Source organism: Pseudomonas sp. PA-4-8C (genome assembly GCF_021606625.1).
GTDB classification, from domain to species: Bacteria; Pseudomonadota; Gammaproteobacteria; order Pseudomonadales; family Pseudomonadaceae; genus Aquipseudomonas; species Aquipseudomonas lactis.
Genome location: NZ_WKCD01000044.1, coordinates 14681 through 30901 on the forward strand (window position 1 = coordinate 14681; position 16221 = coordinate 30901).

The following is a 16221-nucleotide window of genomic DNA, read 5'->3' on the forward strand; positions in this document are numbered from 1 at the left end:
AGGCAGGGCAGTGCACTGTTCATTTCATGGCGACTGGCATTGCTGCGCAATCTCGGGTGCGCTCTTTCATCGTCTGATGTCAGGCAAAAGCGGCGGGCATTCTAACATGATGCTTTTTTGGCGCCAGCGCTGGCAGGCGGCCATGCCTTCGCAAGCGAATGAGGCGGTTATTAGACGACTGTCGACAATGTGTATTTATTCTTTGACTATGCGGGGCTAATTGACTAGTTTTTGCGGCATTGCTTTTCAAGGTGTCGACAATATGTTGGAGCAACTGGAAAAACCAGCGGTGGCACCGGACGATTCCCAGACCATGTCGGAGAACGTCTTCCGGCGTATCCAGGCCGCCATCGTCAAAGGCGAAATCGCCCCCGGCAGCAAGATTTCCGAGCCGGAGCTGGCGCGCACCTACGGCATCAGCCGCGGCCCTTTGCGCGAAGCGATCCATCGCCTGGAAGGCCAGCGCCTGCTGGTGCGGGTGCCTCATGTCGGCGCGCGCGTGGTGTCTTTGAGCCACGCCGAGTTGGTCGAACTGTATGAAATTCGCGAGTCCCTGGAGGGCATGGCCTGTCGCCTGGCCGCCGAGCGCATGACCGACGCGGAAATCGAAGAACTGCGCCAGGTGTTGCACACCCACGAACGGGACGCGGCGTTCCAGGCTGGTGTTGGCTATTACCAGCAGGAAGGCGACTTCGATTTTCACTACCGCATCATTCAAGGCGCCGGTAACCGCACCCTCACCCAAATGCTCTGCGGCGAGCTGTACCAATTGGTGCGCATGTACCGCATCCAGTTCTCCGCCACCCCCAATCGTCCACGCCAGGCCTTTGCCGAGCATCACCGCATTCTGGACGCGATTGCCGATCGCGACGGTGAACTGGCCGAACTGTTGATGCGCCGGCATATCGGCGCCTCCAAACGCAACATTGCCCGTCACTTCCCGGACGGTGCGCCTTCATCACGAGGTGAGTCATGAGTTCCAACAACAACAGCACTCCCGGCCAGCGTTTTCGTGACGCCGTCGCCAGCGAACAGCCCTTGCAAGTGGTGGGCGCCATCAACGCCAACCATGCGCTCTTGGCCAAGCGCGCCGGCTTCAAGGCGATTTACCTGTCAGGTGGCGGTGTAGCCGCCGGCTCCCTCGGCGTGCCAGACCTGGGCATCACCGGCCTGGATGACGTGCTCACCGACGTGCGCCGCATTACTGACGTGTGCGACCTGCCGCTGCTGGTGGACGTGGACACCGGTTTCGGCTCCTCGGCGTTCAACGTGGCGCGTACCGTCAAGTCGATGATCAAGTTCGGCGCCGCCGCCATCCATATCGAAGACCAAGTCGGCGCCAAGCGCTGCGGTCACCGCCCGAACAAAGAAATCGTGTCCCAGCAGGAAATGGTCGACCGCATCAAGGCTGCCGTGGATGCGCGCACCGATGACAGCTTCGTGATCATGGCGCGCACCGACGCCCTGGCGGTCGAGGGCCTGGAGTCTGCCCTGGAACGTGCCGCCGCGTGCATCGAGGCCGGTGCCGACATGGTGTTCCCGGAAGCCATCACTGAACTGGAGATGTACAAGCTGTTCGCCTCCCGCGTGAAGGCGCCGATCCTGGCGAACATCACCGAGTTCGGCGCGACACCGCTGTACACCACCGAACAGTTGAAATCTGCGGATGTTTCCATTGTGCTGTACCCGCTCTCGGCCTTCCGTGCCATGAACAAGGCCGCCGAGAATGTCTACACCGCGATTCGTCGCGACGGTACCCAGCAGAACGTGATCGACACCATGCAAACGCGCATGGAGCTTTACGATCGCATCGACTACCACACCTTCGAGCAGAAGCTCGACGCGCTGTTTGCCGCGAAAAAATAAACCCTGTGGTTCCCTGAACAACTACAAAATTGGAGAACGAACATGGCTGAAGCGAAAGTATTGAGTGGTGCTGGCCTGCGTGGCCAGGTCGCCGGGCAGACTGCACTGTCCACCGTGGGCCAGGCCGGCGCCGGCCTGACCTACCGTGGCTACGACGTGCGCGAACTGGCCGCCGACGCCCAGTTTGAAGAAGTCGCCTACCTGCTGCTGTACGGTGAATTGCCAACCCAGGCCGAACTGGACGCCTACAGCAACAAGCTGAGCAAACTGCGTGACCTGCCCCAAGCCCTGAAAGAAGTGCTCGAACGCATCCCCGCCGACGCCCACCCGATGGACGTGATGCGCACCGGTTGCTCGTTCCTGGGCAATATCGAGCCGGAGAAAGATTTCAGCGTGCAGCGCGATGTCACCGACCGTCTGCTCGCCGCCTTCCCGGCGATCATGTGCTATTGGTATCGCTTCAGTCACGACGGCCAGCGCATCGACTGCGTGACCGACGAGCCGAGCATCGGCGGCCATTTCCTGCACCTGCTGCATGGCAAGAAACCGAGCGAGCTGCACGTCAAAGTGATGAACGTGTCACTGATCCTCTACGCCGAACATGAATTCAACGCTTCGACCTTCACCGCACGGGTGTGTGCATCGACCCTGTCCGACCTGTATTCCTGCGTCACCGCTGCCATCGGCTCCCTGCGCGGCCCGCTGCACGGCGGTGCCAACGAAGCAGCGATGGAAATGATTGAGCGTTTCTCCTCGGCCCAGGAAGCGGTTGAAGGCACCCTTGGCATGTTGGCGCGCAAAGACAAGATCATGGGCTTTGGCCACGCGATCTATAAAGACAGCGATCCGCGCAACGAGGTGATCAAAGGCTGGTCGAAAAAACTCGCTGACGAAGTGGGTGACACCGTGTTGTTCCCGGTCTCCGAAGCCATCGACAAGACCATGTGGGAACAGAAAAAGCTGTTTCCCAACGCCGACTTCTACCATGCCTCGGCGTACCACTTCATGGGCATTCCGACCAAGCTGTTCACGCCGATCTTCGTGTGCTCGCGCCTGACCGGCTGGGCTGCGCATGTGTTCGAGCAGCGCGCCAACAACCGCATCATCCGTCCAAGCGCCGAGTACACCGGCGTTGAGCAGCGCAAGTTCGTGCCAATCGAACGTCGCTGAATGGGATGGGCTGTGCCCGCTGGCTAATGTGCTTTTTTGTGGGAGCTGGCTTGCCTGCGATGGCATCACCTCGGTGTACCTGTCACACCGCAGTGATGCCATCGCAGGCAAGCCAGCTCCCACAGGAAACAGAGCCAGTGTCGACAGTTCACCTTTCGAACTTACCGTGACCGAGTCCTGACGATGAACACTGAATTTCGCAAACCGCTCCCCGGCAGCCGCCTGGATTTCTTCGACGCCCGTGCGGCTGTCGAGGCAATCACGCCCGGCGCCTACGCCACGTTGCCCTACACCTCGCGCGTGCTCGCCGAGAACCTGGTGCGCCGTTGCGACCCGGCCACCCTCAATGCCTCGCTGAGCCAACTGATCGAGCGCAAGCGCGACCTCGACTTCCCGTGGTTTCCGGCCCGCGTGGTGTGCCATGACATCCTCGGCCAGACTGCCCTGGTCGACCTCGCCGGCCTGCGTGATGCCATCGCCCAGCAAGGCGGCGACCCGGCGCAGGTCAACCCGGTGGTGCCCACCCAGTTGATCGTCGACCACTCCCTGGCCGTCGAGGCCGGTGGCTTTGACCCGCAAGCCTTCGAAAAAAACCGCGCCATTGAAGACCGTCGCAACGAAGACCGTTTCCACTTTATCGAGTGGACCAAAAAGGCCTTCAAGAACGTTGATGTGATCCCGCCGGGCAACGGCATCATGCACCAGATCAACCTGGAGAAAATGTCTCCGGTGATTCAGGTGCGTGACGGTGTGGCCTTCCCGGATACCTGTGTCGGCACCGACAGCCACACGCCCCACGTGGATGCCCTGGGCGTGATCGCCATCGGCGTCGGTGGCCTGGAAGCCGAGAGCGTGATGCTCGGCCGCGCGTCGTGGATGCGCCTGCCGGAAAGCGTGGGCGTGGAATTGACCGGCAAGCTGCAACCGGGCATTACCGCCACCGATATGGTGCTGGCGCTCACCGAGTTCCTGCGCCAGCAGAAGGTGGTCGGCGCCTGGCTGGAGTTCTTCGGCGAAGGGGCTGCGGCACTCACCTTGGGTGACCGTGCCACCATCTCCAACATGGCCCCGGAGTACGGCGCCACTGCCGCGATGTTCTACATCGACGCGCAAACCATTGCCTACCTCAAACTCACCGGCCGCGAAGACGAACAAGTCGCCCTGGTCGAGCAATATGCACGCCACACTGGCCTGTGGGCGGACGACCTGAAAGGCGCGCAGTACGAGCGCAGCCTGAGCTTCGACCTCTCCAGCGTCGTGCGCAACATGGCCGGCCCGAGCAACCCGCATGCCCGCCTGGCCACCCGCGACCTGGCGTCAAAAGGCATCGCTGGCCAATGGGATGACGTGCCGGGGCAAATGCCCGACGGCGCGGTGATCATCGCCGCCATCACCAGCTGCACCAACACCAGCAACCCGCGCAACGTGATCGCCGCCGGCCTGTTGGCACGCAACGCCAACAAGCTGGGGCTGACCCGCAAGCCGTGGGTCAAGTCGTCTTTGGCGCCGGGCTCGAAAACCGTGGCCATGTACCTGGAAGAAGCGGGACTTGGCCATGAGCTGGAAAAACTCGGTTTTGGCGTGGTGGCCTTTGCCTGCACCACCTGCAACGGCATGTCCGGCGCGCTCGACCCGGTGATCCAGCAAGAGATCATCGACCGCGACCTGTACGCCACCGCAGTGTTGTCGGGTAACCGCAACTTTGACGGGCGCATTCACCCTTACGCCAAGCAAGCCTTCCTGGCGTCGCCGCCGCTGGTGGTGGCCTATGCGATTGCCGGCACCATCCGTTTCGACATCGAGAAGGACGTGCTCGGCCTGGACGCCGATGGTAAGGAGATCCGCCTGCAGGATATCTGGCCGAGCGATGAAGAGATCGACGCGGTGGTCAAGGCTTCGGTAAAACCCGAGCAATTCCGTGCCGTGTATATCCCGATGTTCGCCATCCACGAAGACACCGGCCCCAAGGTCACGCCGCTGTACGACTGGCGCCCACAAAGCACCTATATCCGCCGCCCGCCGTACTGGGAAGGCGCGCTGGCCGGTGCACGGCCGCTCAAAGGCATGCGCCCGCTGGCGGTGCTGCCGGACAACATCACCACTGACCACTTGTCGCCGTCCAACGCGATCATGCTCGACAGCGCCGCCGGTGAATACCTGGCGAAGATGGGCTTGCCGGAAGTCGACTTCAACTCCTACGCCACCCACAGGGGCGACCATTTGACGGCGCAGCGCGCCACCTTCGCCAACCCGAAACTGTTCAACGAAATGGTGCAGGAAAACGGCAAGGTCAAGCAGGGCTCTCTTGCGCGTATCGAGCCGGAAGGCAAGGTCACGCGGATGTGGGAAGCCATCGAGACTTACATGGAGCGCAAGCAACCGCTGATCATCATCGCCGGTGCCGACTATGGCCAGGGTTCGTCCCGTGACTGGGCGGCCAAGGGCGTACGCCTGGCCGGTGTGGAAGCGATTGCCGCCGAAGGCTTCGAGCGCATCCACCGCACCAACCTGGTGGGCATGGGCGTGCTGCCCCTGGAATTCCTGCCGGGCACCGACCGCCACACCCTCAAGATCGACGGCAGTGAAACCTATGACGTGGTCGGCGAGCGCACCCCGCGTGCGCAGCTGACTCTGGTGATCAACCGCAAGAATGGCGAACGTGTCGAGGTGCCGGTGACGTGCCGCCTGGACACCGCCGAAGAAGTGTCGATCTACGAGGCGGGTGGCGTGTTGCAGCGTTTCGCCCAGGACTTCCTGGAATCAAAGGCAACCGCCTGAAGAGGATAACCATGGCACACGTAGCGCAAATCAGAATTCCCGCCACCTACATGCGTGGCGGCACCAGCAAGGGCGTGTTCTTCAGCCTTAAGGACCTGCCCGCAGCGGCGCAGGTGCCGGGCCCTGCACGCGACGCCTTGTTGCTGCGGGTGATTGGCAGTCCCGACCCCTATGACAAGCAGATCGACGGCATGGGTGGGGCCACCTCGAGCACCAGCAAGACCGTGATCCTGGCCAAAAGCAGCCGCGCCGATCACGACGTGGATTACCTGTTCGGCCAGGTCTCCATCGACAAGCCATTTGTCGATTGGAGTGGCAACTGCGGCAACCTGTCGGCGGCGGTGGGTTCGTTCGCCATCAGTGCCGGCCTGGTCGATGCGGCCCGCGTACCCCATAACGGCGTGGCCGTGGTGCGGGTGTGGCAGGCCAACATCGGCAAGACCATCATCGCCCACGTGCCGATCACCGACGGCGCGGTGCAGGAAACCGGCGACTTTGAACTGGATGGCGTGACCTTCCCGGCCGCCGAAGTGCAGCTGGAATTCATGGACCCGGCGGCGGAAGAAGAGGGCGGTGGTGGCTCGATGTTTCCCACTGGCAACCTCGTCGACGACCTGGAGGTACCCGGCGTCGGTACCTTCAAGGCCACGTTGATCAACGCCGGTATCCCGACGATTTTCATCAACGCCCAAGATCTGGGCTACACCGGAACCGAGCTGCAAGGCGCGATCAACAGCGACCCCAAGGCCCTGGCGATGTTCGAGACCGTGCGGGCGTATGGTGCGTTGCGCATGGGCCTGATCAAACACCTGGACGAGGCCGCCCAGCGCCAGCACACGCCCAAGGTGGCGTTCGTCGCCAAGCCTGTCGATTACGTGGCCTCCAGTGGCAAGGCGATCAAGGCCGGCGATGTGGATTTGCTGGTGCGCGCCTTGTCGATGGGCAAACTGCACCACGCGATGATGGGCACTGCGGCGGTGGCGATTGGCACCGCCGCGGCGATTTCCGGCACTTTGGTCAACCTGGCGGCAGGCGGCGTGGAACGCAATGCCGTGCGCTTCGGGCACCCGTCCGGCACCTTGCGCGTCGGCGCCGAGGCCAGCCAGGTGGACGGTGAATGGGTGGTGAAAAAAGCCATCATGAGCCGCAGTGCGCGGGTGTTAATGGAAGGCTATGTGCGCATCCCCGGCGACGCTTTCTAGCTTGATCGTTCCCACGCTCCGCGTGGGAACGCCGCCTGGGACGCTCTGCGTCCTGCTGTGACGCAGAGCGTCACGGGATGCATTCCCACGCTCCGCGTGGGAACGATCAAACCCTGACCCTGAGGATGGAACAACCAACTTTTAGGAGAACTGCCATGAGCGCCAACGTCGACCAGAACAACCGTCCCGACTACGACCCGGTGTTGCAGGACATCGCCGACTACGTCCTCAACTACCGCATCGACTCCCAACACGCCCTGGACACCGCCCGCAACTGCCTGATGGACACCCTCGGCTGTGGCTTGCTGGCCCTGCGCTTCCCCGAGTGCACCAAGCACCTGGGGCCGATGGTGGAGGGCGCCGTGGTGCCGTTCGGTGCACGGGTGCCGGGCACTTCGTTTCGCCTGGACCCGGTCAAGGCCGCCTGGGATATCGGTTGCATCATGCGCTGGCTCGACTACAACGACACCTGGCTCGCCGCTGAATGGGGCCACCCTTCGGACAACCTTGGCGGCATCCTCGCCGTGGCCGATCACCTGTCGCAAAAGCGCCTGGCCAATGGCGACGCGCCGCTGACCGTGCGTGCAGTGTTGGAAGCGATGATCATGGCCCACGAAATCCAAGGGGTGATTGCCTTGGAGAACTCCTTCAACCGGGTAGGTCTCGACCATGTGTTGCTGGTGAAAGTCGCCTCCACGGCGGTCACCGCCAAGCTGATGGGGGCCAACCGTGAACAACTGTTATCGGCGTTGTCCCACGCGTTTGTCGATGGCCAGGCGCTGCGCACCTATCGCCATGCGCCGAATGCCGGCTCGCGCAAATCCTGGGCGGCAGGCGATGCATCGAGCCGCGGCGTGCGCCTGGCAGACATCGCCTTGCGTGGCGAAATGGGCATCCCCGGCGTGCTGAGTGCGCCGCAATGGGGCTTCTACGACGTGCTGTTCAGCCACACCAACAAGGACCTGGCGCTCAAGCCCGAGGACAACCGCGCCTTCAGCCTGCCCCAACCCTACGGCACCTACGTGATGGAGAACGTGCTGTTCAAGATCAGCTTCCCGGCCGAGTTTCACGCGCAAACTGCCTGTGAAGCGGCAGTCGCCCTGCACCCGCTGGTCAAGCATCGCCTGCATGAAATCGACCGTATCGTGATCACTACTCACGAGTCGGCGATTCGCATTATTTCCAAGGTCGGCCCGTTGGCCAACGCCGCTGATCGCGACCACTGCCTGCAATACATGACCGCCGTGCCGTTGGCGTTCGGCAACCTGGTGGCCGAGCAGTATGAAGACGATTTCCACGCGGCCCACCCGATCATCGATGAGCTGCGCGACAAGATGGTCATCGTCGAAGACCCGCGCTACAGCCGCGAATACCTGGAGGCCGACAAACGCTCGATTGCCAACGCGGTGCAGGTGTTTTTCACGGACGGCACCTGCACCGAGCAGGTAGCGGTGGAGTACCCGATTGGCCATCGCCGCCGTCGGGTGGATGGCATTCCACTGCTGGAAGACAAGTTCAAGGCCAACCTGGCCACGCGGTTTACCGCGCAACGCAGCGCTGAGATTGTCGCCCTGTGCAAGGACCAGGCGCGGCTTGAGGCGACACCTGTGAACCGTTTCATGGACCTGTTCACGATCTGAAAAACAGCACGGTCGCTGTGGGAGCTGGCTTGCCTGCGATAGCGGTGTGTCAGCCCCACATGAATTGACTGGATGTCAGCTATCGCAGGCAAGCCAGCTCCCACAGTTGACTGAAGTTTCTGCTTCAGAATCTATTCAAACCGCAGTATCACCCGGCGGTTGTGCTTGCTCTTTTTCTCGATCTTCTCGCAGAACACCCGGCCGATTTCCTCGGTGTTGAGCACATGGGTACCGCCGCAGGGCTGGATATCGATGCCGGGGATTTCAATCACCCGCACCGAACCCGAGACCACCGGCGGCGCAACCGCCTGAGTGCGGGTTATTTGCAGCAGGGTCGCGTACTCGGTGGCAGGCATCGACAGGGTCTTGACCGCGTGGGCTTGTTCGATAAGGGCGTTGAGGTCTTGGGTGAGGCGGTCTTTGTCCAAGGTCATTTCTGGCAGGTCGAAATCCAGGCGGCCTTTATCTGCGCTGATGCTGCAACCGGTCACGGGCGCGTCGATGAGGGAACACAGCAAGTGCAGGCAAGTGTGCATCTTCATGTGCTGGTAGCGCCGCTCCCAATCCAGCCCGGCGTCGATCTGGACGCCAGCGGCCAACTGTTCGGGGCAGTGGTCCACCTGATGCCAGATGATCGAGCGCAACACCGGGTCGCGCACCGTGCCGGTCACTTGCACCCGTGTGCCGTCGGCCAGGGTGAGGTGGCCGGTATCGCCCGGTTGCCCGCCGCCGGTGGGGTAGAACAGGGTGTGCTCCAGGGCGATACCCTCTTCGCTGACGGCAATCACCCGGGCGCTGAAGGCGTTCTGGTAGGGCGCGCTGTCGAACAGCGCCAGGGTTTCCATGGTATGCACAGACATGTTCAACCTCCGACGATCAATGGGGTGGCTTGCAAGAGGTGGCGCACCAGTGCGCTCAAGCCAGGGGGAGAGAGCAGGGTGATTTCAAATTCCGGCCCGCATACCTTCAGGTTCAGCGGCAGGCGTGGCAGTTGTTCGCCGGTGTCGAGGCGACGCAGACGAAACTGCAGGTGATGCCGCTCTTTCACCGTGGGTTCAAGCATCAGCCCTTGCAGTGGATGAAAGTCGGCGTCCAGCACGGTGACCTTGTGGCCGGCACTCACTTCGCCCACCACGTGCAAGCGCTCATCCAGGGCAAAGGCGCCGAGGTAGTTGCTGTGGTCCGATTCATCGTTTTTTTGCAGTTGGATCTGGTTGACCACCTTGACCTTGGTGCCTGCCGGCACGTCCTGGGTAATCACGCAGGAGGGGCTGATAAACACGTTGTCGCCGATCGAAACATAGCCCAGCACCCGGGCGCCGGCGCCGACTTCGACGTTATTGCCCAGGCGTGGGTGGCGCTTGCCGTCCGGGTTGTTGGCGATACCGCGCGCGCCCAGGGTCACGCCGCAGAGGATGTAGCAGTCGTTGCCGATCACGCAGGTTTCGCCGATGACGGTACCGTAGCCATGGTCCAGCACAAAGCGCCGTCCAATACGCGCTGCCGGGTGAATCTCGGCGCCGGAGAGGATCTTGCCCTGGTTGCTCAGCTTGAGGGCCATGCGCGAAAACTCGCCGTTGTCAGCGGCCTGGAAATGCCACACCAGGTGCGCAAGGCGGTAGAACAGCACGGCCTTGAACGAGGCGTAGGATTCCAGGATCAACTCACCGCGCCCACGGGACGCGGGGTCGCGATAGGCATAGGCAATCAGGTCCTCGGCCACCGCCTGGGCGGCGTTCTGGATCAACGGCGCCAGGTGCGGTTCCAGCTGCTTCATCTGCCCGGGCGTCAGGGTGGTGATGAGGTGGGTCAGCAACTCATCGTGCAGCTGTTGCATGTCGATAAAGCCCCCCATGGAGACACCCCCGTATGTTGAATGGTTAAAAGCCCGGTTATTCGAAACTGGGCAGGTAGCTCTCGGCATTGTCGTAGACCATGGTCAACACCACCGTTTCAGGCGGCAGTTCGGGGGCAAGTTGGGCGATGGCAACCATGTTGGCGGCCGAAGACAGCCCCAGGCTGATGGCATCGGTGCGCATGATGCGTTTGATCATGTCCAGGCAATCGGCGTGCGACACCTTGAGCATGCCGTCGATCACGTCCAGGTTGAGGATGCTGGGGATCAGGCCGATCGACAGGCCCTGGATCCCGTGCGCCGCGTGCCGGTCTTTGAGCAGGTCGCATTCTTCCGGTTCTACGCCCATCACTCGCAGCGCGGGCCAGGCGGCCTTGAGGGTTTCGCCGATACCGGTGATGTGGCCCCCTGTGCCTATGCCGCTGACGAAGTAGTCCACGCGCTGTTCACCGAAGGCGCGCAGGATTTCCGGGGCGGTGGTGTCGCGGTGGGTTTGGGGGTTGGCGCCGTTGCGTTGCTGGTTGAGCATCACGTAGTTGGGGTTCTCCAACTGCAGCTCCATGCACTTTTCACCGTGTGAGTTATTGCCCAGGCGACTGTCGGACAGCACTACCCTGGCACCGTACAGCCGCAGCAGCTTCTGTTTTTCCGGGCTGTAGTTGTCAGGGATCACCAGCACCACTTTGTAGCCCAGCACGTTGCCGGCCATCACCAGGCCAATGCCGGTGTTGCCGCCACTGGGTTCGATGATGGTCTGCCCGGAATCACGGATCAGCACACCGCGGCGCTCGGCATCCAGGATCATGCCCAGGGCGATGCGCGCCTTGTGGCTGCCGCCGGGGTTGAGGGACTCCAGCTTGGCGTAGACCTCGATGCCGAGGTCTTCGGAAAACTGGGCCAGACGCACGATCGGCGTTTGGCCGATGACGTCGAGAATGGAGTTATGCAGCATCAGCACGTCCCCACTATCAGTACAACGGCATGTCAGGTTCGACGTCGCGAACCCAATGTTTCATGCCACCCTGCAGGACTTTGGTGTTGGCAAAGCCGGCTGCCAACAGGGTGCTGGCGGCTTGCTCGGCACGGGCGCCTGCGTAGCAGATCAGGTAGTGGGTGTTGTCGCGGCTCAGGCTGGCGAGCTGCCCATCCAGTTCTGCCAGCGGGATATGCACCACGCCCGGTAATTTGCACACTTCCAGTTCGCTGGCGTCACGCACGTCCAGCAATACATCGGCGCTGCTGGGGTGTTCGAGCACTTGCTTGAGCACCTGGGGCTTGATGTAGCGTTCTGCGGCCAGGGAGGGCTGGCTCGGTACGGCATCGGCGCAGGTGGCCGGCGCGACGGTTTCGCTGTGGCGCAGGTCTGAACAGCAGGGGCAGTCGGCGCGGCGCTTGAAGCGGATCTCGCTGAACTTCATCGCCAGTGCGTCGAAGCGCATCAAGCGGCCGGACAAGGGTTCGCCAATGCCGATCAGCATTTTGATCGCCTCGGTGGCCTGGATCATGCCGACCACGCCCGGTAACACGCCGATCACACCGCCCGCGCTGCAATTGGGCGCCAGCTCAGCGGGCGGGGCCTTGGGGAACAGGCAGCGATAGCACGGCCCACCTTTATAGTTGAGCACGCTGATCTGCCCGTCGAAACGGTAGATGGCGCCGTACACCAAAGGTTTGCCCAACTGCACACAGGCGTCGTTGACCAGGTAGCGGGTGTCGAAATTGTCGGTGCCGTCGATCACCAGGTCATAGGCACCCACCAGTTCCAGGGCGTTGTCAGTGTCGAGCGCGGTGTTGTGCGCATTGATCTGGATATAGGGGTTGAGGTCCAGCAGGCGCTGCTTGGCGGACTCGACCTTGGGCATGCCCAGGGTGCTGTTGCCATGCACAATCTGGCGTTGCAGGTTGCTGCTTTCCACCACGTCAAAGTCCACCAGGCCCAGGGTGCCGATGCCGGCCGCCGCCAGGTACAGGCTGATGGGCGAGCCCAGGCCGCCGGTACCGATGACCAGCACCTTGGCTTTCTTCAGGTTCAATTGGCCCTCGCGGCCGACGCCCGGCAGGGTGATGTGGCGCACATAGCGCTGCACTTCTTCGTTGCTCAGGGTGTCGATGTCCATGCCGCCGGAGGTGGCGAGCAATACTTCGATCCGGGCTTTTGCTGGCAGGGCTTCATCGGCGTCTATCAGCGCCTCCTCGGCGGTAAACAGGAAGTGTTCCTTGAGCTGGTCGTTATTTTCATGGAACAGGTGCTGACGCAATTGGGGGTGATGGGTGCAGAGATTTTCAATGACTTCGCGCAATGTCGATCCGGCGCCCTCAAGGGTCGATTCCGGCAGCTTGGCCACGCGAACCAGAATGTCGGGGAAAGAGACAGCGTTCATGGACAACTCCGTGTGCAGGTCGTTGAAAGGTTGAAGGGAGAAATGCTTGCCATCCCAGGCAAACAGCTTGGAGCCCAGGGCCTGGCCCTGACGAACATCCACCACCAGGTAACTGACGGGGAAGATCGGCTCGCCCAGGAACAGTGCCTTGTCCTGGTCTTCGTCACTGAAATAGGCGCCCACATCCGGGTGTGAGTGGTAGATCACCACCACCGGGTTGTCGCTGCGAAACGCCTTGTTCATCAGCAGGGTGTCGGCCACCGAAAAGGTGTAGCCGTTGGCCGCGCTGCGTGGGTACATCTGGGGGTTCTTGCGGTGCAGCTCATTCTGGATATTGCTGCCCAGGTACACGCTGCCGTCGGCGAAGACAAAACCACAGCATTCCTCGGGGTAGCTGCGGCTGGCGTGGGCGTAGATCTGTTCCAGGGCGGTGGGGCGGAGGACGTCCATGTTTCTCTCGCGTTGGTTGAGGGTCACTTTTTCTTGGCCATGAGTTTTTCGATCGGCAACTTGGTGATCGCAAAGCCGGCCAGCAGGATCGCCGAATACAGCATCAGGTCGCGGGAAATTTCCACGCCTTCGTACCAGGCACCGATGATGACCGCGAACACCGGGAAGATGATGAAGACGAATGACAGGATGATCGGGCTCAGGCGCTTGAGCAGCATGAAATACACAATGAACCCGCCCACCGAGGCCACCAGGCCCAGGTAGAACAGCGCGCTCCAGGAACGCAGGGTGATGGCGTCGAACGTCGGCGTTTCAAACCACAGGCCGGCCAGGAACAGCATCAGCCCGGCAATGCCGATGGGCAGGGTGTTGTAGGTGATGACGCTGATGGCGCTGCCTTTTTGCTTGGTAATGACATAGCACAAGGCGTGCATGATCGCGGCGCTCAGAATGGCCAGCACCCCGAGGAACTCGGCGTGGTCCAGGTGCAGGCCCTGGCTCCTGATGATCATGTAGAGGCTGCCGAAACCGATGCCGATGCCGACCACCTGGGAGAAATAGATGCGCTCGCGCAGGAACAGCGCGGAGAAGATCAGGATGAACACCGGCATGCAGCTGAACAGCAGGGCGGTGAGGCCCGACGACACATGCATTTCGCCGTAATTGAGCAAATAGTAGGGAACGCTGAAGTAGGACAGGGTCACGAATACGAAGAACCAGCGGCTTTCCCGGGGAAACAGGATCGGCTCACGGCGCACCATGGCAAAACACAGGAACAGCGGAAACGCGATGAGAAAGCGCAGGCCGGCGGATGTCAGCGGCGGCACGCTCTCGACGGCGATCTTGATGCCCAGCCAAGTAGTGCCCCAGCTCAGGCAAACGATCAGGAACATCACGCTGGTCACCAGCCCGGCGAGCCACTGTTTTTGCGTTTTTGTTTTTGCAGTGTTTTCGAGAACGGCGGACATTGGCATCGTTTATTGCTTCCCTGAGCCGGAATTGAACTCTATATTGAACTTGTAATGAGTTATGTTTATCGGCGATTGAACCCGTAAAAGCACACTATTAGGGCGAAAGATGGCTGTCAAAACAAATATTGACATGGTGTCAATTATGCGTGAGGGCTTGTCCAACGGGCAGGGCGTGAAGTACAAGCGCCTGTCCGATGTGATGGAACGGGGCATCCTCGAAGGCTTGATTGAACCGGGACGAAAACTGCCGCCCCATCGGGTGCTTTCCGACAATTTAGGCGTGACCATCGGCACCATCAGCCGGGCCTACGGTGAACTGGAGCGCCTGGGCCTGGTGGTTGCACGGGTCGGTGACGGCACCTTCGTGCGCAAGCGTGGGATGGAGCGCCAGCGTGATGAGGGCTTTCGCAATTTCAGCGAGGAGCCGCGCCAGTACTTCGACATGAGCCGCAACATGCACATTCCCGGGCAAGAGACGGTGTTTCTCGCCCAGAGCTTTCAAACCCTGTCGACCAACGCCAAGTTCCTCCAGGACATCAGCGCCTACACCCCGGACGCCGGCCTGCCGCGTTACCGTGAAGCGGGCGCGCAATGGCTGGTGCAGCGCGAGTTTCATCCGATTCCCGAGCAGGTCATCTGCGTCAACGGCGGCCAGCACGGCTTGCTGTGCGCCATGATGGCCCTGCTGCGCGCTGGCGATACGGTGGTCACCGAGCAATTGACTTACCCCGGGCTGATTACCGCTGCGCGCATGCTGGGGGTGCGGCTGATCGGCCTGGAGATGGACGAGGAGGGTGTGCTGCCCACGGCGCTGGATGAGGTCTGTCGTAATCACCGGATTTCGGCGTTGTATTGCACGCCGACTATCCAGAATCCGACCACCGCCGTGTTATCGGTTGCGCGCCGCGAAGCCTTGGCCAGGGTGTGTCGCGAACATAACCTGCTGATTCTGGAGGACGAAGCCCACGGTGTGCTGGTGGAGGACCGTCCGCCGCCCCTCAGCTATTTCGCGCCTGAACGTACGATCTTGATCAGCAGCCTGAGTAAGGCGGTGTCAGCCGGTTTGCGGGTGGGCTACGTGCATGCGCCACCTGCGCTGGTCAGCCGCATCTCGGCGGCGATCCGTTCGACCTGCTGGATGGCCACACCTGTGACCTTGGAACTGGCGACCCAGTGGATCGAAAACGGCACGGCGGAATATTTGTTGCGTCAGCAGATCAACGAGATCAGCCGGCGCAAGACGTTGGTCGAAGATCTATTGACCGGCCTGGCTTATCGCACCCACTTCAACAGCCCGCACTTCTGGATCGAAGTGCCGGAGCCCTGGCGGGCCTCGGAAATCGAGGCGGAGCTCAAGCAGAACAATTACCTGATCGCCACCGCCGAGGCGTTTGCCGTGGGGCAGACGGCGGTGCCGCAGTTTATTCGGGCGAGTATCTGCAACACGTCGGGCGATGATCAGTTACTGCGCGAGGGCTTTGATGCGCTGGCGACGGCGTTGGGGCAGGGAGGCGGGCGGTTTCATCTGTAAATCCGCGTTACCGTTGCTCGTTCCCACGCTCTGCGTGGGAATGCATCTTTCGACGCTCCGCGTCGCTATTGCGGGACGCGGAGCGTCCCAGGCGGCGTTCCCACGCAGAGCGTGGGAACGATCAGATCAGGCGACAGAGATCACTTGAAGCGCCGCTCCACACCCTTCTCCACCAAAATCTTCGCCGAAATCTCTTCCACCGAAAAATGCGTGGAATTGATGTGCGCAATATTCTCGCGGCGGAACAGATTTTCTACTTCACGCACTTCAAATTCACACTGGGCATAGCTGGAGTAGCGGCTGTTGGGCTTGCGTTCGTTGCGGATGGCGGTCAGCCGGTCCGGGTCGATGGTCAGGCCGAACAGCTTGTGTGAATG

Annotated in this window: 13 protein-coding genes; 7 read left to right on the plus strand and 6 right to left on the minus strand. The window is 61.6% G+C overall.

The genetic code is table 11. The features are described 5' to 3' along the window. Window positions 1-262 precede the first annotated feature (262 nt). The 6 genes from GIW04_RS10400 (at window position 263) to prpD (ending at window position 8656) form a co-directional block, all read left to right on the plus strand. Window positions 263-976 carry a GntR family transcriptional regulator gene (locus tag GIW04_RS10400; protein WP_003193321.1) on the plus strand — a complete coding sequence of 238 codons (714 nt, stop codon included), beginning with the start codon at window positions 263-265 and terminating at the stop codon, window positions 974-976. After that, window positions 973-1866 carry a methylisocitrate lyase gene (gene prpB / locus GIW04_RS10405; protein ID WP_003193320.1) on the plus strand — a complete coding sequence of 298 codons (894 nt, stop codon included), beginning with the start codon at window positions 973-975 and terminating at the stop codon, window positions 1864-1866. Before GIW04_RS10400 ends, prpB begins: the two co-directional genes overlap by 4 nt. Window positions 1867-1908: 42 nt before the next feature. Continuing rightward, a complete protein-coding gene (gene prpC, locus GIW04_RS10410) occupies window positions 1909-3036 on the plus strand; it encodes a bifunctional 2-methylcitrate synthase/citrate synthase (protein WP_003193317.1) in 1128 nt (375 codons plus the stop codon). A gap of 183 nt (window positions 3037-3219) precedes the next feature. Then, complete coding sequence (gene acnD, locus GIW04_RS10415) at window positions 3220-5814, plus strand: Fe/S-dependent 2-methylisocitrate dehydratase AcnD (RefSeq protein WP_034136187.1); 2595 nt, start codon at window positions 3220-3222, stop codon at window positions 5812-5814. 11 nt (window positions 5815-5825) lie between these two features. Further along, entirely contained in the window at window positions 5826-7016 is a 1191-nt protein-coding gene (gene prpF / locus GIW04_RS10420) for a 2-methylaconitate cis-trans isomerase PrpF (protein WP_120248459.1), read from the plus strand. 155 nt (window positions 7017-7171) lie between these two features. Continuing rightward, window positions 7172-8656: a 2-methylcitrate dehydratase gene (gene prpD / locus GIW04_RS10425; protein WP_120248458.1), complete on the plus strand. Its 1485-nt coding sequence runs from the start codon at window positions 7172-7174 to the stop codon at window positions 8654-8656. Window positions 8657-8787: 131 nt separating this feature from the next. Here the strand turns inward: prpD and GIW04_RS10430 are convergent, their stop codons facing one another. Genes GIW04_RS10430 through GIW04_RS10450 form a run of 5 tightly spaced genes read right to left on the minus strand, consistent with a single transcriptional unit; the run spans window position 8788 to window position 14310 of the window. Continuing rightward, entirely contained in the window at window positions 8788-9516 is a 729-nt protein-coding gene (locus GIW04_RS10430; RefSeq protein ID WP_120248457.1) for an alanyl-tRNA editing protein, read from the minus strand. 2 nt (window positions 9517-9518) lie between these two features. Continuing rightward, window positions 9519-10511, minus strand: coding sequence for a serine O-acetyltransferase (locus GIW04_RS10435; protein ID WP_120248456.1), 993 nt, complete (start codon window positions 10509-10511; stop codon window positions 9519-9521). A 37-nt stretch (window positions 10512-10548) separates the two neighbouring features. After that, window positions 10549-11463, minus strand: coding sequence for a PLP-dependent cysteine synthase family protein (locus GIW04_RS10440; RefSeq protein WP_120248492.1), 915 nt, complete (start codon window positions 11461-11463; stop codon window positions 10549-10551). 16 nt (window positions 11464-11479) lie between these two features. Beyond that, window positions 11480-13342 (minus strand): molybdopterin-synthase adenylyltransferase MoeB, encoded by a 1863-nt coding sequence (gene moeB / locus GIW04_RS10445; protein ID WP_120248455.1) that lies wholly within the window; start codon window positions 13340-13342, stop codon window positions 11480-11482. A 23-nt stretch (window positions 13343-13365) separates the two neighbouring features. Continuing rightward, window positions 13366-14310: a DMT family transporter gene (locus tag GIW04_RS10450; RefSeq protein ID WP_032900824.1), complete on the minus strand. Its 945-nt coding sequence runs from the start codon at window positions 14308-14310 to the stop codon at window positions 13366-13368. A gap of 109 nt (window positions 14311-14419) precedes the next feature. On the opposite strand from GIW04_RS10450, the gene GIW04_RS10455 reads away from it, so the two are divergent. Further along, a complete protein-coding gene (locus GIW04_RS10455; RefSeq protein WP_120248454.1) occupies window positions 14420-15844 on the plus strand; it encodes an aminotransferase-like domain-containing protein in 1425 nt (474 codons plus the stop codon). Window positions 15845-15984: 140 nt separating this feature from the next. Here GIW04_RS10455 and GIW04_RS10460 read toward each other — a convergent pair. Further along, on the minus strand, window positions 15985-16221 hold a 237-nt coding region (locus GIW04_RS10460), incomplete at its 5' end, for a kinase/pyrophosphorylase (protein ID WP_236478977.1).

What these genes read in the sequence shown, in the direction of transcription:
- GIW04_RS10400 (WP_003193321.1), top strand. Translation starts at nt 263, where the DNA reads ATGTTGGAGCAACTGGAAAAACCAGCGGTGGCACCGGACGATTCCCAG.
- prpB (WP_003193320.1), top strand. Translation starts at nt 973, where the DNA reads ATGAGTTCCAACAACAACAGCACTCCCGGCCAGCGTTTTCGTGACGCC.
- prpC (WP_003193317.1), top strand. Translation starts at nt 1,909, where the DNA reads ATGGCTGAAGCGAAAGTATTGAGTGGTGCTGGCCTGCGTGGCCAGGTC.
- acnD (WP_034136187.1), top strand. Translation starts at nt 3,220, where the DNA reads ATGAACACTGAATTTCGCAAACCGCTCCCCGGCAGCCGCCTGGATTTC.
- prpF (WP_120248459.1), top strand. Translation starts at nt 5,826, where the DNA reads ATGGCACACGTAGCGCAAATCAGAATTCCCGCCACCTACATGCGTGGC.
- prpD (WP_120248458.1), top strand. Translation starts at nt 7,172, where the DNA reads ATGAGCGCCAACGTCGACCAGAACAACCGTCCCGACTACGACCCGGTG.
- GIW04_RS10430 (WP_120248457.1), bottom strand. Translation starts at nt 9,516, where the DNA reads ATGTCTGTGCATACCATGGAAACCCTGGCGCTGTTCGACAGCGCGCCC.
- GIW04_RS10435 (WP_120248456.1), bottom strand. Translation starts at nt 10,511, where the DNA reads ATGGGGGGCTTTATCGACATGCAACAGCTGCACGATGAGTTGCTGACC.
- GIW04_RS10440 (WP_120248492.1), bottom strand. Translation starts at nt 11,463, where the DNA reads ATGCTGCATAACTCCATTCTCGACGTCATCGGCCAAACGCCGATCGTG.
- moeB (WP_120248455.1), bottom strand. Translation starts at nt 13,342, where the DNA reads ATGGACGTCCTCCGCCCCACCGCCCTGGAACAGATCTACGCCCACGCC.
- GIW04_RS10450 (WP_032900824.1), bottom strand. Translation starts at nt 14,310, where the DNA reads ATGTCCGCCGTTCTCGAAAACACTGCAAAAACAAAAACGCAAAAACAG.
- GIW04_RS10455 (WP_120248454.1), top strand. Translation starts at nt 14,420, where the DNA reads ATGGCTGTCAAAACAAATATTGACATGGTGTCAATTATGCGTGAGGGC.